Raw genomic sequence first — 21,042 nt, forward strand, 5'->3', positions numbered from 1 at the left:
CGCGACTACAACTATAATCCCAGCTCCTTTCTTTCCTCATCGGTCACATACTTAGAAAGCTCCGGTTTTCTGTACAGAATCATCTCCACTGCCCTTCTAAAGAACTCCTTCTGGCCTTCCGAAAACTCTTTGTTCTTCAGAGCCTTCAGGAGGATTCTCAGGGATCTCTCCGTTGGAATGTTGGCAAGCACCATCGCCACCTGTTCGCAAAGTTCCTTTCTGTAGGCATCCTCGAACATCAGGTATTCCAGTTCCGGCAGGAAGACTTCCCCTTCTCCTATTTTAGCGAGCGCTTCGTATATAATGAGAAGTGCTTCTTCCGAGTCGTACCTTTCCATGAGTTCGTAAAGAACGTTCTTCATTCTTTTTTCACCGAGATCTCCGAGTATATCGATTATGTAGAGATTCGTGATGTCGTTCTTCTCGAAACCTCTTTCCCTTCTCTTTTGAATTTCGTTGAAGAGAAACTCCCTTGCCCGATCACCGAGTCTGTAGAAGACTTCAGAGACGATTTCTTTCACTTCCGGGTCTTCGTCCTCCAGAAGCTCAAGCAGTTTCGGAAACGCTTCCTCTCCCTTTTCACTCACGATTCTCTCTATCAGTTCTTCTTTCTTTCTCCTTTTTTCGTCACTCATTCACCACAACTCCTCCCATTATTCTCAGCTTCCTGTCGAAAGCCTCCGAGAACTCCCTGTCGTGCGTGATGAAAACGATCACCTTGTTCAATCTTTCGAGTTCCTTCAAAACGGAAGCGATCTTCTCTTTGTTCTCCGTGTCGAGACTGGAAAACCCTTCATCGATGAAGAACGCGTCCAGCCTGCCGGAGGCTACCTCTGCAAGGGACATGGCAAGAGATATGGAAATGAGAGCTCTTTCTCCACCGGAAAGTCCCCTCGCTGGTCTTTCGATGCCCCAATCTTTTATGATGAAACCACCTTTTTCGTCGTCAAAATCTATGTCGAACCTTCCGTTCGTCAGAATGTCGAGATATGCCTTCGTTCTTTTCAGGACCGCTTCGAGAACTCTCCCTGTGAAGTATCTTGAGAAGTTACTTTTATCGAACAGATATTTCCTCAGAAGATCCAGATTGTTGTATTCATCGCTCAGCTCTTTCAGCTTCTTCTCCAGACTCTTCAACTCTCGCTCTCTTCTGAGTGTTTCTTCGATGAGATGATTGAGCCGTCCTTCTTTTCTCTCAAGATCCGATATTTCCTGTGAGAGAGCTTCCAGTTGATTTCGAACCCTTTCGTAATCTTCACTCACATCTCGAACATTCTCTGATTCGAGCTCCTTTAGGCTTCCCTCAAGAAGCCTGATCTCCGTCTCTACAATTCCCAATTCTTTTTCCGCGTCCTTTACTTCCTCTTTGACGAGGATCCTGAACTCTTCAAAGCCGATTCCTATCTCCCCTAAACGATCGAAGAAATCTCTTTTCAACTGGTCCATCTCTTCGCGCTGTTCTTTCAGAGTTTCCCTTTTGGCTTCGATCTCTCCTTTTATTTCTTTCAGCTGGTTTTCGATCTGCGAAATCTGAACGTCGGCCGCTGTGATCTTCTGGGAAATAGAATGCCTCTCTTCTTCTATTTTTCTAAGCTTTTTCTTTTTTCATCCAGTTTTTCCTCCAGATCTTCCGAATAACCCAATCTGTGCAGTTCTTCTTCAATTTTTTCAATCTGATTTCGAATGCTCTTCAGATTTTTCTTCCCCTCTTCGGTTTTCATCAGAAGATCTTCTATGAGGCTGGAAAGGCTTTTCTTTCTCTCTTTCAGAACGTTCAAGGTGTTTTCCAGTTCGCTTCTTTTTTGATCGAGCTTCTCAAGTTCATCGACATTGAATTCGACGGCTTCCACTTTTCCATGGAACACTCCACCGCATACAGGGCAGGTGTCACCTTCGTTCAGACTGGAAGCTATCTGATAGGCCAGCCATTTCATGTGGTCTTTCTTCAAAACTGAGAGTTCTTCGAGCAGTTTTTCCAGCTCATCCTTCGTTTCATTCTCTGTCTTTTCAATCGAAAACAGCTCTTTTTTCCTCTTTTCTTTTTCTCCGACGAGTCTTCTGATCTCTTCCTCGAGCCTTATGAGATTTTCTTTCAATCTTATTCTTTGCTCAAGAAGCGGCCGAGAGGCCTTCAAGACCTTTTCAAGAAGATCCAGTTCTTCGTTGATCTTTTCTGCCATCTCCTCCAGCTTGGAAAGTCTTTCCCTGTGAACAGGGATTTCTTTTGAGATCGCTTCCTTTTTCTTTTCGAGTTCTTTGTATCTCTCTTCCCTGCTGTTCAAATCCTGTGAGAGCCTCTCAAATTCCCTCTGTCTGAGGTAGAGTTCTCGAAAGAGCGGCTCCAGTTCTTTCGCTTTTTTCACCTTCTGTTCGTGGACCACTTCTTTTTGCAATTCGTTCTTTCTCAGAGAAAGCACCTTGAGCCTCTCTTTCTTTTTCACGAGTTCCCGATATTTTTCAAGAAGCCTCTTGAGCTGCTCTTCTTCTTTCTGGAGTTCTTCTCTTTTTTTGAGAAGTTCTTTCTTTTTCTCCGAGACGGTTTTCAGCTCGCTCTTCAGAACTTCCAGATCGTTCTCTTCCAGATACTTCCAGCTGGCGGCGTAGAGAGCTTGCAGGGAGGATATCTCGTTCTCCAACTTTTTCATCTTCTCTTTGAGGAGTTTTTCCAGCTTTTCGAGTGTTTCTTTGCTTTGGAAAACATCGGAGATGATCTCGGTGATCTCCGATGGAGGAGAAGTCAAAAGCTTGTCTATTTCCCCCTGTGGGAGGAAAACCGTTCTTATGAAGGTTCTGTGTTCTATTCCCAGAATTTTTTCCACTTCCTGCTTAACACTGGTAGGTTTTGCTGCTATGGCCGCTTTTTTTCCATTTTCCAGTATCTCGGAGAGCTTCGCGTTGTGTTTTCTCTGCAGGGCATTTATCTCTCTTATGATTTCGTATCTTTTCCCTCCACGTTCGAATTGAAACACGAGACGGGCAGTTCCATCGACGGCGTTCCTGTTCACGTAATCGTACGAGTTGGGATACCTTATCCCGTTCCCGAAAAGTGCGAAAGAAATGGCTTCGAAGAGGGACGACTTTCCGGCACCGTTCGGACCCTCTACAACCGTTATTCCGCTCTGGAATTCTATATCGACGTTTTTCAGTCCGAGAAAGTTTCTAACGGTGAGTCTTTCAGGCCTCACTCTTTTTCACCTCATCGAGAAGCTCATCCAGGATTTTCAACAGCTTTTCGTGGTTTTCTTCTCTCTTCTTCAAATACTCCTTGAAGAGTTCGAAGTAATCAAGTTTGTCCAGCTCTTCTTTGAACTCTTCCGGGCTTTCTCGAAGCACCTCCTCTATCTCTCTTTTTGACTTTCTTTCTATCTTCACCAGATTATCTATCTCTCCCATCAGGTCGGGAAGAATACCGAAGTCTTCTTCATAAACCACCCTCACGTAACCAGGAAAATTCCTGCAGAAATCCCTTATGCTTTTCAAGGCAGAGGTGTCTATCTTTTTGTAGTAGAGAGTTTTCAACGGAAGAGGGACAACGTCTATTCTTTCATACCTGGGCGGTTCTCCTCTTTTCAGCTCAACAAAGACCGCTCCCTTTTCGTCCGCTTCTTCTCCGAAATCTATCTTTATGAGAGAGCCAGGGTATATGGTGAGAGGTTGCTTCTGAATCTCTCGGAAACTATGAATGTGCCCGAGCGCAGCGTAATCAACCACCGACGGAATCAACGCTCTGTTTATAATGATCTCTCTTCCTTGCTCGATTCCAGCATAACCCGAGAGCCCTTCAACAGTGAAGTGACCCATGAAGATAGCGAAATCTTCCTTCTTCAGCGCTTCTTCGTAAAGTTTATTGAGTCTGGATTCGAGGAAGAACCGGAAGTCTCCCTCGTTTTTTCTCAAAGCTTCCGACTCGTCAGGATACGGGAAGGGGAGAATTCTCACCTTCTGGCCCCGTTTGGCTTCTACATCCACAGGTTCGAAAGACATGACAAAGGTTATGTCGCTCGAGATCGATGTTATGAAATTTCCAAAGAGTTTCAAGCCCTTCCAGTCGTGGTTTCCAGGAAGTACTACCACAGGCGCTGTTCTCATCATCCTCTTCAGATAATCCAGAAGATCGTGCAGAGCGACGACTGAGGGATTGTTCCTCGAGTGAAGAAGATCACCCGTTAAAAGAATCAGATCGACCCCTCTCTTTTCGGCTTCTTCGACTACTTTATCGAGCGCTTTCTTCAGTTCTTCACGTCTATCTACTGGACGCGAACTGGTCCACGAGGTGACACCGAGGTGCCAGTCGGACGTGTGGAGTATTCTGAGCTCCTTCAAATCAATCACCCGCCAGCTTTTTCCTGCATTCTTCCAGATAAAAACTGGCTATTTTCTTTATCTCCTCGTTGTCAGAGAGATTCAAAGCTTTCTCAAAGAAAACAAGGGCTTCTCCATAGTTGGCAGTCTCGAACAGATCCTTTCCTTCAGCGATGAGAGACCTGGCCTTCTTTTCTTTCAAAAGTTCCATTCCTTCTATTTTCAATCCCTCTTTCTTCACGTAGTTTTCAAAACTCTCGTAATCGGAGAAAATGTAAAGCTCGTATGCTTTCAACGTTTTTTCCATACGGGTGAGCTTCACGGCAAGATTTCTGTAGGAAAAATACGTGAGCATAAAAAGAACCGCGAAGACTGTCAGAATGATCACGTAGAATATGTCTCTCTTCACCTCACAATGGCCTCCTTGAGAACTTCCTGTATTTCACTACAGTAAACGATCTCCATCCCGTTCAGATATTCCTTCGGTATCTTTTCCACGTCTGGTCTGTTTCTCGAAGGAAGGATTACTTTTTTTATGCCGGCTCTCTTTGCCGCGAGCAATTTCTCTCTTATCCCTCCCACCGGGAGTATTTTACCCCTCAACGTGATCTCACCCGTCATGGCTACATCCCTTCTGACTTTTTTACCGGTGACGGCAGAGTACAGGGCCACCGTGATCGTTATGCCGGCGGAGGGGCCATCCTTTGGAACGGCTCCTTCTGGAACGTGGATGTGGATGTCGTTCTTCTCGAAGACCTCTCTGCATTCTTCTCCACACATCTTCCTGACCACACTGAGGGCTATTCTGGCAGATTCTTTCATCACGTCACCCATGTTTCCTGTTAAAATGAGATTGCCTTTTCCGGGGACCAGCAGACTCTCCACGATGAGAACACTTCCACCAACTGGAGTCCAGGCAAGGCCTGTAACTGCTCCCACTGTGTCTTCTTCCAAAATCTCCTCCTCCTTGAAAACAGGAGGTCCGAGAAGCTCTTCGATATCCTTAGTGGTTATTTTGAAAGACTTCTTCTCGCCCTTCACAAGACTTTTTCTTATCACCTTTTCTATGACTCTCTCGAGATTTCTCACACCCGCTTCTTTTGTGTACTCCCTGATGATCTTTTTGATCGCTCCAGGAGTAAACATCACCTTTGACAGGCCATAAGCCTGTGCAATCTTCGGTATTATGTAGTCCCTGGCTATGTGGTACTTCTCTGGATCCGAGTACCCTGGTATCTCTATGATCTCCATTCTGTCCCTCAGCGCGGGAGGAATGGTGTGAAGCACGTTCGCGGTTGTAATGAACAGCACCTGAGAGAGATCGAAGGGTACTTCGAGATAGTGATCGACGAAGTCCTTGTTCTGTTCGGGATCGAGAACTTCGAGCAGAGCAGACGCCGGATCACCCTGAAAACTGATTCCCATCTTGTCCACTTCGTCGAGCAGAATAACGGGATTCTTCGTTCCCAGCCTTCTTATGATCTGTATGATTCTTCCCGGAAGCGCCCCCACATAAGTACGCCTGTGTCCCTTTATTTCTGCCTCGTCTCTGAGGCCTCCAAGGGACATTCTTCCGAACTTTCTTCCCATCGCTTCTGCGATGGTTCTGCCCAGCGACGTTTTCCCCACTCCCGGAGGTCCCACAAGGCAGAGAATGGGAGCTTTGAGATTCTTTGAAAACTTCCTGGCCACGAGATACTCCAGTATTCTCTCCTTGACCTCTTCGAGCCCGTAATGGTTCTTATCCAGGATCTTCCCCGCTTCCTTTATGTCGAGTCTATCCTCGCTGGCAGCGCTCCATGGAAGGTTCAGAAGCCAGTCAAGATAGGTCCTGACAACCGTCGCCTCGGCACTGTAGGGCGACATCTTCTCGAGCCTTTGAATCTCTTTGTAAGCCTTTTCCTTCACGTAGTCTGGGTAATCACCTTTTTCTACCTTCTCGTAGAGCTCCTTGATCTCTAACTCCTCTTCCGCTCCGAGTTCTTCTTTTATAGCCCTGAGCTTTTCGCGGAGCACGTATTCTCTCTGGGTCTTCTCTATTCTGTCCTTCACCTTTTTCTCAATTTCTTCTTCTATCTCGAGAATCTCGATTTCTTTCACCAGTATTGAGAGTATCTTCTCGAGACGTTCAAGAGGATGAATCGTCTCGAGGAGTTCCTGCTTCGTCTCCAGAGGAACGGGAAGAATCGAAGCAACGAAGTCTGCGAGCTTGTCCGGATCCTGCATTTCTTTAAGGGTAACGAGCGTCTCCTGAGGAAACCTGTGGGTCAGGTTGAAATATCTGACTGCCTTGTCTTTGACGCTTCTCATAAGTGCTTCGAGTTTCTTCGTTTTTCTGTATTTCACCTTCAGTATTTTTATCTTCGTGAGGAAGAAAGGATCAGTCGAGACGAATTCCTCGATTTGAGCTCTCTCCAGCCCTTCCACGAGCACCTTGAACGTGTCATCTGGAAGCTTCATTATCTGAAGCACCTTCACAACCGTTCCCACTTTGTAGAGGTCTTCCGGTTCTGGTGTCTCAACGGATGGATCTTTCTGATTGACCACCAGAAGAAGTCTGTTGTACTTTTCCATGGCTTCTTCGAGTGCTATAAGAGAGCCGGTCCTTCCCACGTAGAAAGGAACAACGGTGTTTGGAAAAACTCCCATCCCGTTTCTCAAAGGAATACACGGCAAGCTGTCAGGTATCTCCAGTTCTTTTTCCTGCTGACTGGCGTATTTCTCAAGTATTTTGAAGCTCTTTTCGGTATCTTTCGATTTTTTCGGCAAGGAAGTTCACCTCCTCGGGTATAAGGATCTCCACGTTTCTGTGACTCTCGTCCGCTATCTCTATCTTCACCTTTATCGAGTCCTCAGGCCAGAATCCATCGAACAGATCTCCCCATTCTACCACCATGATTCCGTCTTCGTCCTCCAGTATGTCTTCAACATCGAGACTGAGAAAGTCTGAGTCCTGAAGTCTGTAAAGATCAAGGTGGTATATTGTTTTCAAACCTGGATAAACGTTCATGAGGGTGAAAGTTGGACTCTTCACCATTTTTTCATCGAGACCTATCGCTCTGATCATACCCTTCACAAACGTTGTTTTTCCAGCTCCGAGATTTCCGGAGAGTATCACCACCTCTCCGCCCTTGAGATTCCCAGTGAGAATTTTTGCGAGTCTTTTCAACTGCTCTTCGGTTAAATTTTTAAACCGCAAATGTCTCATTTTCTGTTCCCCCACAGTGTTGTACAATACATATTGAATCCCTCCGGAAGGAGACACAGCGAATGGTTTACGTGGGAACGAGCGGTTTTTCCTTTGAAGATTGGAAAGGAGTGGTGTACCCCGAACATCTGAAACCTTCCCAGTTTCTGAAGTACTACTGGGCGGTGCTCGGATTCAGAATAGTGGAACTCAATTTCACTTATTACACCCAACCATCGTGGCGCTCCTTTGTTCAGATGTTGAGAAAGACCCCTCCCGATTTCTATTTTACCGTAAAGACACCAGCAAGCGTCACGCACGTTCTCTGGAAAGAGGGAAAAGATCCAAAAGAGGACATGGAAAATTTCACACGTCAAATAGAGCCTCTAATAGAAGAACAAAGACTAAAGATGACTTTAGCACAGTTTCCATTCTCTTTCAAACTCTCCAGAAAAAACGTGGAATATCTTGAAAAATTGAGAGAAAGCTACCCGTACGAAATCGCTGTGGAGTTCAGACACTACTCCTGGGACAGAGAAGAAACATATGAATTCTTGAGAAATCATGGTATAACCTTTGTGGTGGTGGACGAACCAAAGCTTCCCGGATTGTTCCCCTATCGTCCCATCACGACAACTGATTACGCCTACTTCAGATTTCATGGAAGGAACGAAAGGTGGTTCGAAGCCGAAGGGGAAGAAAGGTACGATTACCTCTACAGTGAGGAAGAACTGAAAACTCTCTTTGAAGATGTTGTAGAACTTTCACGAAGAGTGAAGGAAACTTATGTCTTCTTCAACAACTGTTACAAAGGTCAGGCGGCGATGAACGCTTTGCAGTTTAAAAAGATGATGGAGGAGAGAGTGTGAACGCTCTGGATGAGATTCTCAGTGTTCTCGAAGCAACCCAGGAAGATCTCTTTGATCTTGTCGGAAAACACATACACCAGCTCAGAAAGAAGTATTCAGACGATGAAATAAACGAAGCGCTCCAGATGATACTGTTTGCCATGGAGATTTCTCAGAAACCCATAATTCACCGTGTTTTTGAAGATTATCCGAGAGAAAAAAGGATTTTCGTGGAGGAAGATCTGACCAGAGAGGAAATAGAACTCTTCCTGAAAGGGGAAATGAACGAGCTCGATCTTGAAAAGAGAAACTGGTTTTAAGAGGTGAAAGTATGAGAGCCCTCGTTCTCGCAGCGGGGAAGGGTACAAGGATGAAATCAAAGATACCAAAAGTGTTACACCCACTTTCTGGAAAGCCCATGATAGAGTGGGTGGTTGAAACAGCCGGGAAAGTAGCGCAGAAAGTTGGCGTTGTCCTCGGTTTTGAAGCGGAATTGGTCAGAAAAACTCTTCCGGAGTGGGTAGACGTCTTCGTTCAGGAAGAACAGCTGGGCACCGCACACGCTGTGATGTGTGCAAAAGATTTCATCGAACCCGGAGATGACGTTTTGATTCTCTACGGAGACGTTCCTCTCATAAGCGAAAACACCTTGAAAAGAATGATCGAAGAACACAGAAAAGGTGCGGATGTGACCATCTTGGTGGCTGACCTCGAAGACCCATCCGGGTACGGTAGAGTCATACAAGACGGGGACAAATACAGAATAATAGAGGACGCGGATCTGCCAGAAGAATTGAAGAGTGTAACAACGATCAACACCGGATTTTACGTGTTCTCCGGTGATTTTCTTTTAAGAGTACTACCGGAGATAAAAAATGAAAACGCAAAGGGAGAGTACTATCTCACGGACGCGGTCAATTTCGCCGAAAAAGTGAGGGTTGTGAAAACTGATGATCTGCTTGAAATAACAGGAGTGAACACCAGAAAGACTCTTGTCTGGCTCGAGGAACAGCTCAGAATGAGAAAAATAGAAGAGCTTTTGGAAAACGGTGTTACCATCTTAGATCCAGCCACCACTTACATTCACTACTCCGTCGAAATCGGTATGGACACTGTCATTCATCCTATGACTTTCATAGAAGGCAGAACCCGCGTGGGAGAAAACTGTGAAATAGGCCCCATGACGAGAATAGTCGACTGTGAAATAGGAAACAACGTGAAAATCACAAGATCTGAATGCTTCAAAAGTGTGATAGAAGACGATGTTTCCGTTGGTCCGTTTGCGAGGTTGAGAGAAGGAACGATTTTGAAGAAATCTTCAAAAATTGGAAACTTCGTTGAAATCAAAAAAAGTACAATTGGAGAGGGAACCAAAGCTCAACACCTCAGTTACATAGGGGACGCGTTCGTTGGAAAAAATGTGAACATAGGTGCAGGGACAATCACCTGTAATTACGATGGTAAGAAAAAGAATCCCACCTTCATTGAAGATGGAGCATTCATAGGAAGCAACTCATCTTTGGTGGCACCCGTTCGTATTGGAGAAGGAGCTCTGATAGGAGCGGGATCGGTAATAACAGAGGATGTTCCACCGTATTCCCTCGGTTTGGGTAGAGCGATGCAGGTTGTGAAAGAAGGTTGGGTATTGAAAAAGCGAAAGGAGGAATGATATGTCTTTCTCAAACGAAATGAAAGTTTTTTCTGGGAACGCCAACAGACCTCTGGCCGAGAAGATAGCGAACTATCTCAACCTTCAACTCGGTGACTGTGAGGTTGGAAGGTTCGCCGATGGAGAGATAAACGTCCGTATAAACGAAACGGTGAGAGGGCACGATATCTTTCTCATTCAGCCCACCTCACCTCCGGTGAACGAAAACCTCATGGAACTTCTCATAATGATCGACGCATTCAAACGAGCATCGGCCAACACCATTGCCGTCGTGATTCCCTACTACGGATACGCGAGACAGGATAGGAAGGCAAAGGGAAGGGATCCTATCAGTGCCAAGCTGGTTGCAAACCTCATCACCGTGGCCGGAGCAACCCGCGTTCTGACGGTGGATCTCCACGCGGAACAGATACAGGGGTTCTTCGACATTCCCGTTGACAATCTCTGGAGCTACCCCGTTTTCGCAGAGGAACTTCTAAAAAGAGAAAACATCGTTCCTGAGGAAACAGTGGTTGTGTCACCTGATGTGGGTGGTGTGAGAAGGGCAAGAAGAATGGCCGAAAGGTTGAAAACTTCTCTTGCAATTCTCGATAAAAGAAGACCAAGCGACAACGTCGCGGAAGTAGTCAACATAATAGGAGAGGTTAAAGATAAAGTGGTTATTATGTTCGATGATATAATAGATACTGCTCACTCTATGGTGAAAGGTGCAGAAGCACTGAAAAACGCGGGTGCAAAGAAGATCATAGCCTGTGCAACACACGGTGTTTTTTCCGATAGAGCTCTGGAAAGAATAGAGAATTCCCCGATAGACACCGTATACATAACCGACACGATATATCATGAGGATCTTCCAGAAAAGGTTAAGGTGATCTCGGTAGCAAATCTCATAGGAGAAGCCATCATGCGAATAAGGAAGCATCTGTCTGTGAGCACACTCTTCAGATGACAATGCGAAGACCTACGGGAGGGAGAAAAGATGGTAAGTCTGGAAGCAAGAGTGAGAGAAGTGAAGGGAAAAAGAGAAGCGAGGCGCCTCAGAAGGAGTGGAGAAGTACCAGCTGTAGTGTACGGACCAGCAACTGAACCTATACCCGTGAAAATCAAAAGATCGGTCCTCGAGAAGGTATTCCACACCATATCCGAAGCAACTCCCATTCAATTGATAATCAAAGACGATCAGGGAAACACGGTGGCGGAAAAAACCGTGTTTCTCAAGATGGTTCAGAGGGACAAGGTCTCCGAAACGGTCGTTCACCTCGACTTCTACGAACCGACAAAAGGCCACAGAATGAGAATCAATGTGCCTCTCAAGGTTGTTGGAAAACCCGTCGGTGTTGAAAAGGGCGGCTTCCTCGAAGTGTTCCACGAAGAGATACCCGTTGAGACCGATCCCGACAAAGTCCCACAGGAAATAGAAGTGGACGTCTCCTCTCTCGATCTCGGAGACGTGATTCATGCAAAAGATCTGAAACTCCCAGAAGGTGTCAAGTGCCTTCTCGAAGATGATGAAGCGGTTGTTTCCGTTCTCGTTCCGAAAGAAGTGGTGATTGAAGAGACCGCAGAAGCGGAAGAAGTTGCAGAACCTGAAGTTATAAAGAGAAAGGAAGAGGAATAACACATGGTTGTTGTTGGTCTGGGGAATCCAGGCCCACGTTATGCCTTCACCCGGCATAACGTGGGTTTTCTGTTTCTGGACTTTTTGAAAAATAAAGACTGGAAAACTGAAAAATATTTTGCATGGAGCAGAATCAAGCTGGCCGGAAACGACGTGGCGTTGGTGAAACCATTGACCTATATGAACCTCAGTGGTTTGGCGATGCCCCATGTTTTGAAATTCTTCAATGCCAGTCTTGATGATATAATAGTAGTGTACGATGACGTGAGTTTGAAACTCGGGAAGATCCGTATCAGGAAGAAAGGTTCCGACGGTGGACACAACGGTATGAAATCCATTATACAGGCGCTTGGAACACAGGAGATAAAACGTATAAGGGTAGGAATAGGCGATAAACCAGAAGGAATGGATCTTGTAGATTTCGTGCTGGGAGAATTCTCAGACGAGGAGTGGATTATACTTAACAAAGTGTTTGAAGTAATGAAAGAAGCCCTTGAGGTGATTCTCGTCGAAGGAATAGAAAAAGCAATGTCTATCTACAATTCCTTAGAGGTGAGAGTATGAAATGCTTGAAATGTGGCCATGAAACTTCAAAGTCATATAAAGTAGACTTCGACGGTGTGGAAAAAGAGATCGCATACTGTCAAAAGTGCTTGATGGATGTTTTGAAAGAGAGTGTTCCACTCAAAAAAACTCCATCTCCCTCAGAGGACTCGATGAGAAAAAAAAGGCATCTTTCCTTCGATGGAGAAATGGTGATTTTTGTGGAGACACCTTTGAGAATTCTGGAGGAAATGTTCGGAAAAATCTGGTCAGATCAGGAGAGAGAAAACTTTGAAAATGAAAGAAAAATCACTTTCCTCGAAAGAAAATTAAATGAGGCGATAAAGAACGAAGACTACAGGAAAGCCAATCGTTTGAAACAACTCATACTTCAAATCAAAAACAAAACAGTAAAATGAAAAGCCCCCGAAGGGGCTTTTCATCATCTCAGGTAATCGAACAGAGATTTCACTCCTCTCACTCCATCTGGTTTCTTTAGCGTGATGCTCCTTCCTGGTTCAAGGAACAGAAAATCATCCTCGGGTACTTCATCAGAGAGAATCTTGACACCAAAAGCTGGCTTCTTCGCAGTCAACTCTATGAGCTCTCCCATGTCCTCAAGCGAAATCTCTGGATCTGGAAGTTCCAGATCGCGCCACTTTCTGAAAACCCTGTAGTTCCTGTATTTAACCCCATCCACTTCTGCCTCGACGAAGAAGAAAAGATCATCGGGTAGCTCTACTCTATCAACAGAACTCACACCGTCTGCTGGGAGTACCGTTCTGTAAGTCTTTTCGAATACCTTTTCTCCCTTCTTCTCGTAGGCTGCAAGCCTGAGAGAGACTTCTTTTGTCTCCCTCAGATCGCTCACCATCAGAAGTTCTATTTTGTTGTCTCTCTTCTTCAAAACGGGTAGAACTTCAGCGAAGAATCTCCTCGCATAGTAGTAGAGGGCTTTGGGCCTCTTGAAGTAATCGACTGCGGACCAGCTGAAGACCGGCCAGCTGTCGTTGAGCTGCCAGAAGAGAGTACCGGCCGTTTTGTACTTCCTGCTTCGCCAGTGTTCAACACCGAACTTGATCGCCTCCGCCTGGTTGAGCTGGGACAGATACACAAAACTGTCGAAATCTTTACACTTCCCAAAATTCCCGAATATGAACCTGATCAATCTTTCCTGTCCTTCCACCTGTTTGTTGTGCTTCAGCATGACGGGATGGAATATCTCTCTTTCCTCGGGTTTTGAAAAGAACTCTATCGTCTCTGGATGGGGAGCACCCTGAAATCCAAACTCGCTGATGAATCTTCCGGTGTCTTTTTCGTAGTTTTCATAGTTCATCCAGCCACTCCACACATACCAAACGTGCCTGTCTCCTTCTTTTTCGCTGTTCGCCTTTTCACCGCCGTATGGACTGGACGGCCAATAGGGAGTGGATGGATCTTCTTCGGCACAGATCTTAGGAAAATCGAAGAGGTAGAGCCTGTTTCCGAGATTGATACCATCCACTTTTCTGGTCATATTTCCCCATTCATCGAATCCCCAGTTGTTTTCGTTGTTTCCACACCAGAGAACAATGGAAGGATGGTATCTGAGTTTTCTCACAATCTTTCTTGCCTCTTCGTTCGCGAGTTTTCTGAACCACGGAAGATGATCCGGATATTCAAGGCACGCGTACATGAAATCCTGCCACACCATGATACCGAGTTCATCACAGAGTCTGTAGAAGCTCTCTCTCGTAGATTCCTCCTCCCCAGACCCTGAGCATGTTCATATTGGCACTCCTTGCCATTTTGACGAGCTTTTCGTAATCTTCGTCTTTCAACCACGTGAGGATGTTTTCTGAGGGAATCCAGTTAGCACCCTTCGCGAAGACTTTCTCACCGTTGATCTCGAATATGAAAGTTTTTCCTTCTTCATCGGGCTCCTGAACGATTCTGACTCTTCTCAAACCGATTTTCTTTTCTTCTCTGTAGATTTCTCCATTCGAATCTTTCAATACGAAGGCGAAATCGTACAGGTACGGTTCCCCCACGTTCCACGGATACCATAGTTTCACATCTTCCAGGTGAAACACTCCATCGAAGAGTCTTTCTCCGTTCTTTTCAAGAACAGGAAACTCCCCTATCTTTTCACCGTTCACATAAACTTCCACACTGAGATTTCCTTCCCCGTATACAAAACCGTTCACCCTCACAAGGGCATCTTTTCCCTCAAGCTCCAGCAGATAAGCCGTTGAATCCTGAAGACGTGCCTTGTACACCTCGAGATAGACGGGTTTCCAAATACCGCTTGTGACCATTCTGGCACCCCAGTCCCATCCGTACGAATACTGGGCCTTTCTTATGTATCCTCTGATGGGATCTTCAGGACCGCCGAGGACCCCGTAGTTCTGCTCGAGAATTTTCGGAACTCTGATGGGAGATTTTATGTACACCTTCAGGTGATTCTTTTCTTTCAACACGTTCGTGACATCGAAGCGATACTCGATGAACATGTCTTCGGTGCTTCCAAGATAAACACCGTTCAGATAAACATCCGACAGCGTGTCGACACCTTCAAAAACGAGATCGACACGTTCCCCCTCTTCCACATCTTCTTTGAACTCGAACTCCCTCTCGTAGATCCACTCTCTGTCTTCTATTTCTTTGAAGAGATCTTCGTTCATCCCAACGTACGGGTGTGGAAGGAGGCCTTCTCTGACCAGGTCTGCCTGGACAACCCCTGGCACAGTCCCTTCAAACGAAAATCTCCCTTCGTTATCCCTAACACTCCAGAAACCGTTCAGGTCGATTCTTTTCACGTTATCACCTCCTCATGAATGTATATCACACTCTCTATGAAAAAACGAAATGGTAAAATTCAAAAGAGAGGTTAATTTTTCCGGAGGTGATCGAGGAGTGTACAGACCCGACCTGATCAGAAATATATGCATAATAGCACATATCGATCATGGAAAAACAACTCTGGTGGACAGGATTCTTGAAATCACGAACACGGTGGACAAGAGAAAAATGAGAGAGCAGTACCTGGACATGATGGATATAGAGAGAGAAAGAGGAATCACCATAAAGGCACAGCCTGTGAAGGTCATGTACACGGCAGAAGATGGAAACACCTACGAGATAAACATCATAGACACGCCGGGACATGTGGATTTTTCTTACGAAGTAGGAAGGAGCATGGCGGCCTGTGAAGGTGCTATCCTGCTTGTTGATGCAACGCAGGGAGTGGAAGCCCAAACGGTTGCCCACACCTACCTTGCCATAGAACATGATCTGGAGATAATTCCGGTGATCAACAAGATCGATCTTCCGAATGCAAACATTGAAGAAACTGCCCTCGAAATAAAGGACCTTCTCGGTGCAAGTGAAGACGAGATCTTGCTCGTCAGTGCCAAGGAAGGAACGGGTGTGAAAGAACTCCTCGAAGCCATCGTCAAAAGAGTTCCTCCTCCGAAGGGAGACATCAACGGTAAACTCAAGGCGCTTATATTCGACGCAAAATACGACAACTACAAGGGTGTGATCGTACACGTTCGTCTCTTCGACGGTCAGGTGAAGCCCGGCGATAAAATAATGACTTTCTCCAACAAAAAAGTCTACGAAGTCCAGGAAGTAGGAGTGTTTCTGCCGGAGATGAAACCGGTAGATTCACTCAGTGCAGGTGAAGTGGGATACATCATCGCAGGAATAAAAGAGGTGTCGGACGCGCGGGTGGGAGACACGATCACATCGGCGAACGATCCGGTGGATGAAGCTCTTCCAGGATACAGAGAGATAAAACCGATGGTCTTCGCCGGGATGTTTCCTGGGCTTCCCGAATACTACGAAGAACTCAGAAAAGCCCTTGAAAAGCTGAAACTCAACGATTCCGCGCTGTATTTCGAACCCACGGTGTCCCCAGCTATGGGTTTTGGCTTTCGATGTGGTTTTCTGGGACCCCTCCACATGGAAGTGGTGCGGGAAAGGATAGAGAGAGAATTCGATCTCGCAGTTATTCTCACCGCACCGAACGTCAGATACAAGGTGAAGCTCAGAAACGGTGAGGAAATAGAGATCACGGATCCTTCCAAATTTCCCGATGAAGGCGAGATACTGGAAGCGTACGAACCGTACGTTGATCTTTCGATCATAACACCGAGCGAATACATCGGAGCGATAATAAATCTCGTTCAAAATGAAAAGAGAGGGGAACTCAGAATAACCGAGAATGCAGGAAAAAACCGCGTCATTCTAAAATTCGACGCTCCACTTGCCGAGATAATATACGATTTCTTCGATAAGATGAAAGCGGTGAGCAGAGGCTATGCCTCCATGGATTACGAGTTCAAAGAGTACAGAAAGAGCGATCTGGTGAAGGTTACCATACTAGTAAACAAAGAACCAGTCGACGCACTGTCGTTCATAGCACATCGCTCGAAAGCGTACCAGATAGCTCGAAAGATGGTGGATAAACTGAAAGATTTGATTCCACGACACCAGTTCCAGATTCCCATCCAAGCTAAGGCTGACGGCAGAATAATAGCAAGAGCGGACATAAAAGCTCTCAGAAAAGACGTTCTGGCAAAATGTTACGGTGGAGATGTGACGAGGAAAATGAAACTCCTCGAAAAACAAAAAGAGGGTAAAAAGAAACTCAGGGAAATCGGACAGGTCACCATACCGCAGGAAGCGTTCCTGGCTCTTCTCAAAATAGGAGAGGAGGAAGAAAAGTGAGGCGCTCTTTGCTTCTCGTTGTTGTACTCCTGATGCTTTCTTCCTGTACGTTGATAAAAGTAGTGGTACCGCCGGAGGCCTATTCTCTGGATACAGCCATCTTCGTTCTGGAAACCAGAGATTACAGATTGTCGGATGTGAAGGAGATAGACAGTTATGGAGACGTGGAAATGAAGGGCAAAGTGGCGGTTTTTGAAACGGAGTATGGTCCTGTTTTCCTCTACGTCTACAAAGGCGAAGAAGCGAAGAAGATCTGGAAGAAATTGAACGGCAGAGCCGGGTTTGTTTCCATAAGAAGCGTTCTGGACCTGCCCAACATGGGAAAATTCTCCACAGTATCGAATGGAAAGAAGATCGTCGCCTGGTGGAGAAAAAACTGGCTTTTCATCGTCGAAGGGAAAAATGGTGTAGAAGAATTTGTGAAGCACGTTTATAGAGTCTATGAGGAGATGAAACAGTGATCGTTCTGGGGCACAGGGGGTACTCTGCGAAATACCTTGAAAACACCCTCGAAGCGTTTATGAAGGCGGTAGAGGCAGGGGCAAACGGTGTGGAGCTGGACGTGAGGCTGTCGAAAGATGGAGAAGTTGTTGTCTCACACGACGAAGATCTGAAAAGACTGTTCGGGATAGACGTGAAGATAAGAGATGCCACTGTGTCTGAGCTGAAAGAATTAACAGATGGAAAGATAACCACTTTGAAAGAAGTGTTCGAAAACGTTTCTGATGATAAAATCATTAACATCGAGATAAAAGAAAGGGAAGCGGCAGATGTCGTTCTGGAAATTTCGAAAAGAAGGAAGAATCTGATATTCTCTTCTTTCGATCTGGACCTGCTCGACGAGAAATTCAAGGGAACAAAATACGGCTATCTGATAGATGAAGAGAACTACGGAAGTATCGAAAACTTTGTCGAGAGAGTTGAAAAAGAACGTCCTTACTCGCTCCACGTACCGTACCAGGCGTTCGAATTAGAATACGCAGTAGAGGTTTTGAGAAGTTTCAGAAAAAAAGGAATCGTGATCTTTGTCTGGACGCTGAACGATCCGGAAATTTATCGAAAGATACGCAGAGAAATAGACGGGGTTATCACGGACGAAGTGGAACTCTTCGTGAAGTTGAGGTGAAAAGCTGTGGAGTACAAAAAGTTTGTGGAAACAAGAAGAGAGCTGAACGAGAAGGTGTTATCCCGTGGAACTCTGAACACGAAGAGATTCTTCAATCTCGACTCCGCCGTTTACAGGCCCGGGAAACTCGATGTAAAGACCAAAGAACTGATGGGGCTCGTAGCATCCACGGTTCTCAGGTGCGATGATTGTATAAGGTACCACCTTGTGAGGTGTGTTCAGGAAGGAGCGAGCGACGAAGAGATCTTCGAAGCCCTTGACATCGCCCTCGTGGTTGGTGGCTCTATCGTGATACCGCACTTGAGAAGAGCTGTGGGATTCCTTGAAGAGCTGAGGGAGATGGAGAAAAATGGCGAGACTATTTCTCTTTGATGGAACTGCTCTGGCCTACAGAGCGTACTATGCGCTCGATAGATCGCTTTCTACTTCCACCGGCATTCCCACAAACGCCACATACGGTGTGGCGAGGATGCTGGTGAGATTCATCAAAGACCATATCATTGTCGGAAAAGACTACGTTGCTGTGGCTTTCGACAAAAAAGCTGCCACCTTCAGACACAAGCTCCTCGAGACTTACAAGGCTCAAAGACCTAAGACGCCGGATCTCCTGATTCAGCAGCTTCCGTACATAAAGAAGCTGGTCGAAGCACTTGGAATGAAGGTGCTGGAGGTAGAAGGATACGAAGCGGACGATATAATTGCCACTCTGGCTGTGAAGGGGCTTCCGCTCTTTGATGAAATATTCATAGTGACCGGAGATAAAGACATGCTTCAGCTTGTGAACGAAAATATCAAGGTGTGGCGAATCATAAAAGGGATATCCGATCTGGAACTTTACGATGCGCAGAAGGTGAAGGAAAAATACGGTGTTGAACCCCAGCAGATCCCGGATCTTCTGGCTCTAACCGGAGATGAAATAGACAACATCCCCGGTGTAACTGGGATAGGTGAAAAGACTGCTGTTCAGCTTCTAGAGAAGTACAAAGACCTCGAAGACATACTGAATCATGTTCGCGAACTTCCTCAAAAGTTGAGAAAAGCCCTGCTTCGAGACAGAGAAAGCGCCGTTCTCAGCAAAAAGCTGGCGATTCTGGAAACAAACGTTCCCATTGAAATAAACTGGGAAGAACTCCGCTACCAGGGTTACGACAGAGAAAAACTCTTACCACTTTTGAAAGAACTGGAATTCGCATCCATCATGAAGGAACTTCAACTGTACGAGGAATCCGAACCCGTTGGATACAGAATAGTGAAAGACCTGGTGGAATTTGAAAAACTCATAGAGAAACTGAGAGAATCCCCTTCGTTCGCCATAGATCTTGAGACGTCTTCCCTCGATCCTTTCGACTGCGACATTGTCGGTATCTCTGTGTCTTTCAAACCAAAGGAAGCGTACTACATACCACTCCATCATAGAAACGCCCAGAACCTGGATGAAAAAGAAGTTCTGAAAAAGCTAAAAGAAATCCTGGAGGACCCCGGAGCAAAGATCGTTGGTCAGAATTTGAAATTCGATTACAAGGTGTTGATGGTAAAGGGTGTTGAACCTGTCCCTCCTCACTTCGACACGATGATAGCGGCTTACCTTCTTGAGCCGAACGAAAAGAAGTTCAATCTGGACGATCTCGCATTGAAATTTCTTGGATACAAAATGACCTCTTACCAGGAACTCATGTCCTTCTCTTCTCCGCTGTTTGGTTTCAGTTTTGCCGATGTTCCTGTAGAAAAAGCAGCGAACTATTCCTGTGAAGATGCAGACATCACCTACAGACTCTACAAGATCCTGAGCTTAAAACTCCACGAGGCAGATCTGGAGAACGTGTTCTACAAGATAGAAATGCCTCTTGTGAGCGTGCTTGCACGGATGGAACTGAACGGTGTGTACGTGGACACAGAGTTCCTGAAGAAACTCTCAGAAGAGTACGGAAAAAAACTCGAAGAACTGGCAGAGGAAATATACAGGATAGCTGGAGAGCCGTTCAACATAAACTCACCGAAGCAGGTTTCAAGGATCCTTTTTGAAAAACTCGGCATAAAACCACGTGGTAAAACGACGAAAACGGGAGACTACTCAACACGCATAGAAGTCCTCGAGGAACTTGCCGGTGAACACGAAATCATTCCTCTGATTCTCGAATACAGAAAGATACAGAAATTGAAATCAACCTACATAGACGCCCTCCCCAAGATGGTCAACCCAAAGACCGGAAGAATTCATGCTTCTTTCAATCAAACGGGGACTGCCACTGGAAGACTCAGCAGCAGCGATCCAAATCTTCAGAACCTCCCGACGAAAAGCGAAGAGGGAAAAGAAATCAGGAAAGCGATAGTTCCTCAGGATCCAAACTGGTGGATCGTCAGCGCCGACTACTCCCAGATAGAACTGAGGATTCTTGCCCATCTCAGTGGTGATGAGAATCTTTTGAGGGCATTCGAAGAGGGCATCGACGTCCACACTCTAACAGCTTCCAGAATATTCAACGTGAAACCCGAAGAAGTAACCGAAGAAATGCGCCGCGCTGGTAAAATGGTTAATTTTTCCATCATATACGGTGTAACACCTTACGGTCTGTCTGTGAGGCTTGGAGTACCTGTGAAAGAAGCAGAAAAGATGATCGTCAACTACTTCGTCCTCTACCCAAAGGTGCGCGATTACATTCAGAGGGTCGTATCGGAAGCGAAAGAAAAAGGCTATGTTAGAACGCTGTTTGGAAGAAAAAGAGACATACCACAGCTCATGGCCCGGGACAGGAACACACAGGCTGAAGGAGAACGAATTGCCATAAACACTCCCATACAGGGTACAGCAGCGGATATAATAAAGCTGGCTATGATAGAAATAGACAGGGAACTGAAAGAAAGAAAAATGAGATCGAAGATGATCATACAGGTCCACGACGAACTGGTTTTTGAAGTGCCCAATGAGGAAAAGGACGCGCTCGTCGAGCTGGTGAAAGACAGAATGACGAATGTGGTAAAGCTTTCAGTGCCGCTCGAAGTGGATGTAACCATCGGCAAAACATGGTCGTGAGGAGG

Annotated in this window: 21 protein-coding genes; 12 read left to right on the forward strand and 9 right to left on the reverse strand. The window is 45.8% G+C overall.

What is annotated here, in order from left to right; translation table 11 throughout:
• Positions 1-11: 11 nt before the first annotated feature.
• Genes CELL2_RS05945 through tsaE form a run of 7 tightly spaced genes read right to left on the reverse strand, consistent with a single transcriptional unit; the run spans position 12 to position 7,510 of the window.
• Entirely contained in the window at positions 12-635 is a 624-nt protein-coding gene (locus CELL2_RS05945) for a HEAT repeat domain-containing protein (RefSeq protein ID WP_038034678.1), read from the reverse strand.
• Positions 628-1,584 (reverse strand): SbcC/MukB-like Walker B domain-containing protein, encoded by a 957-nt coding sequence (locus CELL2_RS09605; RefSeq protein ID WP_371180345.1) that lies wholly within the window; start codon positions 1,582-1,584, stop codon positions 628-630. Before CELL2_RS09605 ends, CELL2_RS05945 begins: the two co-directional genes overlap by 8 nt.
• Complete coding sequence (locus CELL2_RS09610; protein WP_241208637.1) at positions 1,581-3,185, reverse strand: AAA family ATPase; 1,605 nt, start codon at positions 3,183-3,185, stop codon at positions 1,581-1,583. Before CELL2_RS09610 ends, CELL2_RS09605 begins: the two co-directional genes overlap by 4 nt.
• Positions 3,175-4,332, reverse strand: a complete 1,158-nt coding sequence (locus CELL2_RS05955) for an exonuclease SbcCD subunit D (RefSeq protein ID WP_128080954.1) — start codon at positions 4,330-4,332, stop codon at positions 3,175-3,177. The genes CELL2_RS09610 and CELL2_RS05955 overlap by 11 nt, the downstream gene beginning before the upstream one ends.
• Positions 4,325-4,711 carry a hypothetical protein gene (locus CELL2_RS05960; protein WP_029683603.1) on the reverse strand — a complete coding sequence of 129 codons (387 nt, stop codon included), beginning with the start codon at positions 4,709-4,711 and terminating at the stop codon, positions 4,325-4,327. Before CELL2_RS05960 ends, CELL2_RS05955 begins: the two co-directional genes overlap by 8 nt.
• A complete protein-coding gene (gene lon / locus CELL2_RS05965; RefSeq protein ID WP_012896369.1) occupies positions 4,708-7,071 on the reverse strand; it encodes an endopeptidase La in 2,364 nt (787 codons plus the stop codon). The genes CELL2_RS05960 and lon overlap by 4 nt, the downstream gene beginning before the upstream one ends.
• On the reverse strand, positions 7,025-7,510 hold the full coding sequence (gene tsaE, locus CELL2_RS05970) for a tRNA (adenosine(37)-N6)-threonylcarbamoyltransferase complex ATPase subunit type 1 TsaE (RefSeq protein WP_012896370.1): 486 nt from the start codon (positions 7,508-7,510) through the stop codon (positions 7,025-7,027). The genes lon and tsaE overlap by 47 nt, the downstream gene beginning before the upstream one ends.
• Before the next feature lie 62 nt (positions 7,511-7,572).
• Here tsaE and CELL2_RS05975 point away from each other — a divergent pair, with 62 nt between their 5' ends.
• The 7 genes from CELL2_RS05975 to CELL2_RS06005 are packed head-to-tail and all read left to right on the forward strand — an operon-like array spanning position 7,573 to position 12,586.
• Positions 7,573-8,358, forward strand: a complete 786-nt coding sequence (locus CELL2_RS05975; RefSeq protein ID WP_011943688.1) for a DUF72 domain-containing protein — start codon at positions 7,573-7,575, stop codon at positions 8,356-8,358.
• Entirely contained in the window at positions 8,355-8,657 is a 303-nt protein-coding gene (locus CELL2_RS05980) for a hypothetical protein (protein ID WP_011943689.1), read from the forward strand. The genes CELL2_RS05975 and CELL2_RS05980 overlap by 4 nt, the downstream gene beginning before the upstream one ends.
• A gap of 11 nt (positions 8,658-8,668) precedes the next feature.
• Entirely contained in the window at positions 8,669-10,006 is a 1,338-nt protein-coding gene (glmU, locus tag CELL2_RS05985) for a bifunctional UDP-N-acetylglucosamine diphosphorylase/glucosamine-1-phosphate N-acetyltransferase GlmU (protein WP_012896371.1), read from the forward strand.
• A 1-nt stretch (position 10,007) separates the two neighbouring features.
• Positions 10,008-10,955: a ribose-phosphate pyrophosphokinase gene (locus CELL2_RS05990; RefSeq protein ID WP_012896372.1), complete on the forward strand. Its 948-nt coding sequence runs from the start codon at positions 10,008-10,010 to the stop codon at positions 10,953-10,955.
• A 30-nt stretch (positions 10,956-10,985) separates the two neighbouring features.
• A complete protein-coding gene (locus CELL2_RS05995) occupies positions 10,986-11,624 on the forward strand; it encodes a 50S ribosomal protein L25 (protein WP_038034671.1) in 639 nt (212 codons plus the stop codon).
• 3 nt (positions 11,625-11,627) lie between these two features.
• Positions 11,628-12,188, forward strand: a complete 561-nt coding sequence (gene pth / locus CELL2_RS06000) for an aminoacyl-tRNA hydrolase (protein WP_038034669.1) — start codon at positions 11,628-11,630, stop codon at positions 12,186-12,188.
• Positions 12,185-12,586, forward strand: coding sequence for a UvrB/UvrC motif-containing protein (locus CELL2_RS06005; RefSeq protein ID WP_038034667.1), 402 nt, complete (start codon positions 12,185-12,187; stop codon positions 12,584-12,586). Before pth ends, CELL2_RS06005 begins: the two co-directional genes overlap by 4 nt.
• 23 nt (positions 12,587-12,609) lie before the next feature.
• On the opposite strand, the gene CELL2_RS09615 is transcribed toward CELL2_RS06005, so the two are convergent.
• The gene (locus CELL2_RS09615) at positions 12,610-13,860 is read right to left on the reverse strand and encodes a hypothetical protein (protein WP_235231207.1); all 1,251 of its coding nucleotides are present in this window, start codon (positions 13,858-13,860) and stop codon (positions 12,610-12,612) included.
• Between the two features lie 13 nt (positions 13,861-13,873).
• The gene (locus CELL2_RS09620; protein ID WP_235231208.1) at positions 13,874-14,965 is read right to left on the reverse strand and encodes a sugar-binding domain-containing protein; all 1,092 of its coding nucleotides are present in this window, start codon (positions 14,963-14,965) and stop codon (positions 13,874-13,876) included.
• 97 nt (positions 14,966-15,062) lie between these two features.
• On the opposite strand from CELL2_RS09620, the gene lepA reads away from it, so the two are divergent.
• Genes lepA through polA form a run of 5 tightly spaced genes read left to right on the forward strand, consistent with a single transcriptional unit; the run spans position 15,063 to position 21,037 of the window.
• Complete coding sequence (lepA, locus tag CELL2_RS06015; protein ID WP_038034664.1) at positions 15,063-16,880, forward strand: translation elongation factor 4; 1,818 nt, start codon at positions 15,063-15,065, stop codon at positions 16,878-16,880.
• A complete protein-coding gene (locus CELL2_RS06020) occupies positions 16,877-17,341 on the forward strand; it encodes a DUF3242 domain-containing protein (RefSeq protein WP_038034662.1) in 465 nt (154 codons plus the stop codon). Before lepA ends, CELL2_RS06020 begins: the two co-directional genes overlap by 4 nt.
• Complete coding sequence (locus CELL2_RS06025; RefSeq protein ID WP_038034661.1) at positions 17,338-18,006, forward strand: glycerophosphodiester phosphodiesterase family protein; 669 nt, start codon at positions 17,338-17,340, stop codon at positions 18,004-18,006. The genes CELL2_RS06020 and CELL2_RS06025 overlap by 4 nt, the downstream gene beginning before the upstream one ends.
• A gap of 6 nt (positions 18,007-18,012) precedes the next feature.
• Positions 18,013-18,378: a carboxymuconolactone decarboxylase family protein gene (locus CELL2_RS06030; protein WP_008194899.1), complete on the forward strand. Its 366-nt coding sequence runs from the start codon at positions 18,013-18,015 to the stop codon at positions 18,376-18,378.
• The gene (gene polA, locus CELL2_RS06035) at positions 18,356-21,037 is read left to right on the forward strand and encodes a DNA polymerase I (RefSeq protein ID WP_038034659.1); all 2,682 of its coding nucleotides are present in this window, start codon (positions 18,356-18,358) and stop codon (positions 21,035-21,037) included. The genes CELL2_RS06030 and polA overlap by 23 nt, the downstream gene beginning before the upstream one ends.
• The last annotated feature ends 5 nt before the right edge of the window (positions 21,038-21,042 follow it).

This window comes from Thermotoga sp. Cell2, assembly GCF_000789375.1.
GTDB classification, from domain to species: Bacteria; Thermotogota; Thermotogae; order Thermotogales; family Thermotogaceae; genus Thermotoga; species Thermotoga petrophila.